Annotated in this window: 5 protein-coding genes; 1 reads left to right on the top strand and 4 read right to left on the bottom strand. The window is 36.9% G+C overall.

Going from position 1 to position 3,306, the window contains the following annotated elements; all coding sequences use genetic code 11:
- The 4 genes from V7083_RS09390 to V7083_RS09375 form a co-directional block, all read right to left on the bottom strand.
- Positions 1-911: hypothetical protein (locus tag V7083_RS09390; RefSeq protein ID WP_335477261.1), on the bottom strand; the 911-nt coding region annotated here is incomplete at its 3' end.
- A gap of 605 nt (positions 912-1,516) precedes the next feature.
- Positions 1,517-1,699: a Fur-regulated basic protein FbpA gene (locus V7083_RS09385; protein ID WP_335477260.1), complete on the bottom strand. Its 183-nt coding sequence runs from the start codon at positions 1,697-1,699 to the stop codon at positions 1,517-1,519.
- Between the two features lie 163 nt (positions 1,700-1,862).
- Positions 1,863-2,312, bottom strand: a complete 450-nt coding sequence (locus V7083_RS09380) for a S1 domain-containing RNA-binding protein (RefSeq protein WP_335477259.1) — start codon at positions 2,310-2,312, stop codon at positions 1,863-1,865.
- A 99-nt stretch (positions 2,313-2,411) separates the two neighbouring features.
- Entirely contained in the window at positions 2,412-2,612 is a 201-nt protein-coding gene (locus V7083_RS09375) for a cold-shock protein (RefSeq protein ID WP_335477258.1), read from the bottom strand.
- A 281-nt stretch (positions 2,613-2,893) separates the two neighbouring features.
- Here V7083_RS09375 and V7083_RS09370 point away from each other — a divergent pair, with 281 nt between their 5' ends.
- Positions 2,894-3,061, top strand: a complete 168-nt coding sequence (locus tag V7083_RS09370) for a hypothetical protein (protein WP_335477257.1) — start codon at positions 2,894-2,896, stop codon at positions 3,059-3,061.
- The last annotated feature ends 245 nt before the right edge of the window (positions 3,062-3,306 follow it).

Raw genomic sequence — 3,306 nt, 5'->3', positions numbered from 1 at the left:
AGCGCCTTTACATGAGTCATTGCCCAGTTGACACTTCCGTTAGCTTGGGCCCCTTGGTATTTTTCAAGGAGAGTCCATAGCTGCTTTGTGATTGCTTGCTCATTAGTAACCTCATTGGCTAGGTTCTGCATGGCAACATCTACAGCATTACTACTTTGGAAATCGAGAACCGGTCTAGTTCCAATTGGAACGATCTCCCGAAAATTGGGATCCGGCGGGTCTGCTGCAATCCCCTTATAATGCTTTGCCTGATTAGCCAACTGGAGGAGTGCGGCATCCCGAGGATCTTGAAGCCCTGATCTCATCAGGAAATCCACCATCTTTTCGTTTGGGTTATGGGCGTCAATTACTTTTGCGGATTTAAACAGCTTACTTGCCCACTTCTCGTATTTTTCCCAGTGTTCAGCTTCCTTTTTCGCATCCTCCTTCATTTTCGTAAGGTCTAGAGGAGGAACGACTCCCGCGGTGTACTCTACGGTAAATGCTTTTTCAATAATCCCATCGATAGGGTCAAACTTTTCATTTTGACATTCGTCAAAGATGATGTCGTACGTGCCCGGTCCGATTTTTCCGTCGGGCCCTGTTGTCCCTATCAATTCTGAAATAAAGATCCCGCTCGACAAGCTCATGACTGCATTTGGCTCTCCGGAAACATCTTCCAATTTCTTCCCATAATCCAACTCATTGACACTACCGGTCGGAACCACGTAAAGATTAGTCCAGGAAGTTAGTCCATCAGGGCTCCCTTCAGAGCATTCGGGAATAATCTGCATCTTCCCGGTGTGAATCCAAATTTCCTGATTGGCACCGAAATGGTGGGTAGTCATGTCTCCTTCTTCATTCCACCAGATCCATTGGCCAAGTCCATGGGCACTCACCACCGGGATATTACCCGAAATCAGTAGAACCATGGAAAAGAATACTGCATAAAATTTCTGCCACTTTCGAAAAATCTTTTTCACCACCTTTAAAATAGATTTGAAAGCTAGTTCCACCCCCTATGAGCAGACAGACATTCATCCCGACAATAACAGGAAACTAATTATTATACAAAGGCCAAAAATCTCTATTAAGAACGTTTTTTGTTCTCAATAGTGCTTTTTCCTTCTTTTTTCTCATTTTTTTGAATTATTTGTGTTTTTATGATTTTTATTATGATTATGGTAAGGAAAGTTACTAATCCTTTTCATGAACAAATTTTGTGCCAATTTGTTATAGTTGTTTTAAAAAGAAAAAGAAGCAATAAGTTCTCGGGAGGATTCTGATGCTTATACTGGGGCAATTTACAGCTAATCGGTGCTGTTTTAATTTTTGACTTTTGACAATTTAGATAGACATGCATTGATACTTGGAGGAATTTGGGCTGAAGTTGGATTTACGTATTTGTTTTACTTTACGAAATTGTTCAAGAAGCGACCTCCTGAATTAAAATTTGAAGCAACCGGAGAACAAGTATCCGGAAAAGGCTAAAACAATGTTAAAAGGACTTAGAGAAATTCTCTAAGTCCCTTTACATTTATATCCATTGAATCGAACCAAACTCACCGTGAGGATGGTTGTGTAATTTATATTTTCGATACTCATATTTTAATTTAGCAAGTGTCATCCAATTAAGCTGTTGGTCTTCTTTATTATATACATTTAAAAAAATTAGCTTATTAATTAGTTTTTGGCGTTTTTTTTCATCATCGTTCCTCATCAAAACCACTCCTTCAAGTTTTCGGTCTGATCATAGTTTTATTAAATTAATTAAATTATAAACCTATAATTCCTATCTGTAAAGTATGAATTAATTTTCAAAAAAAGACCAAACATGCACAGCATATCCGGTCCAAATGAAACAATAGTAATAAACGAAGTAATTAACCCCGTCTTCCACCTCTACCGCCTTGTTTTGCCCCAGTGTTCCGTTTGAGGGTAGACAAATTTTCTTCACTGGTCTTTAAAAACTTAGCCATTTTATCTTCAAAACTTTCCTTTGGTTTAAAATTTCCCTTAGATCGAAAATCTTTAGAACGGTTATCTCCTCTAGCAGGACGTGGTGGACGCTGTGAATATGAAGAGGTTTGTCCTTCAGGTTTATCGACTGCTTTTTTGATTGACAGGGAAGTTTTTCCATCCTTCATACCAATTACTTTTACTTCAACCTGGTCGCCTACTTTGATAAAGTCATTTACGTCTTTTACATAACTATCTGCTACTTCACTTATGTGCACAAGACCTGTTGATCCATCCGGCAATTCCACAAATGCTCCGAAATTTGTAATGCCTGTAACTTTACCTTGTACTTTGCTGCCTACTTCAACTGACATAAAAATGATTTTCCCCCTCAAGAATGTAAATAATAAAAGGCTATAATAAATAAAAAACAGACCCAAATAAGAGTCTGCCTATTATTGTTTTTCTAATAATTAAGCTTTATGAACGTTAGAAGCTTGAGGTCCGCGTTGGCCTTGTTCTACGTCAAAAGTTACTTCTTGACCTTCGTCAAGAGTTTTGAAACCTTCGCTTTGGATTGCTGAGAAATGTACGAATACATCGTCTCCGCCTTCGCGTTCGATGAATCCGAAGCCTTTTTCACTGTTAAACCATTTTACTTTACCTTTTTCCATTTTTGTTGCCTCCCAGTGTGTCATTAAGCACACAATGATATACCATCCTTGTTCACAGTGATCATCTAGACAAAAAGTTCAACTTTTCCTATCTTAAACACCGAACAAAAACAATTCTGTATTAGAATAACACTTTTTATAAGTAATTGCAATAACACAGAAAGTAAATTTACTNNGGATAATATTAAGAAGTTCTGTCAAACTTATATTGTAAAGTCCTCTAAAACGTTACGAACAATTTATGATTGGACTATTTTAGATAGAAGAGAAGGTGAGAGAGAATGAAGGAAAGTCTTTTTTCAATTGGTGAAGAGGTTAAAATAAAAGAATCCGGTGAATCTGTAACAATCTCTAAATGTCAGTATGTTAAAAACATGAAAAGGTATTCATACATTGTTAATGAATATCCAAATACTTTTTTCTTTGAAGAAGAATTAACAGGAGAATAATATGATTTTTGAATATGGGATCTTCCTTCTTTTTTAAATTTCGTTATTAATAATGGTGGTGAGTTTGACTAACGGCATCTCATTATTTACCCCTTATTGGGGTACGTAAGCAGAATACAACGGTACTTCCTCTCACCTTTTTTTACCTTTAAGGCTGATTTTCAAGTTTTGTTTAATAAACACACTTGTAAATCACCTCAATTGCTTTGGTAGAATATATTTGCCACACCCATTTCACTTATTTA

Origin of the sequence: Bacillus sp. JJ1764, assembly GCF_036962145.1 — a bacterium.
Classification (GTDB): domain Bacteria; phylum Bacillota; class Bacilli; order Bacillales; family Cytobacillaceae; genus Neobacillus.
Note: the sequence above shows the minus strand (reverse complement) of the source record. Positions and strands in the feature narration are given on the sequence as shown.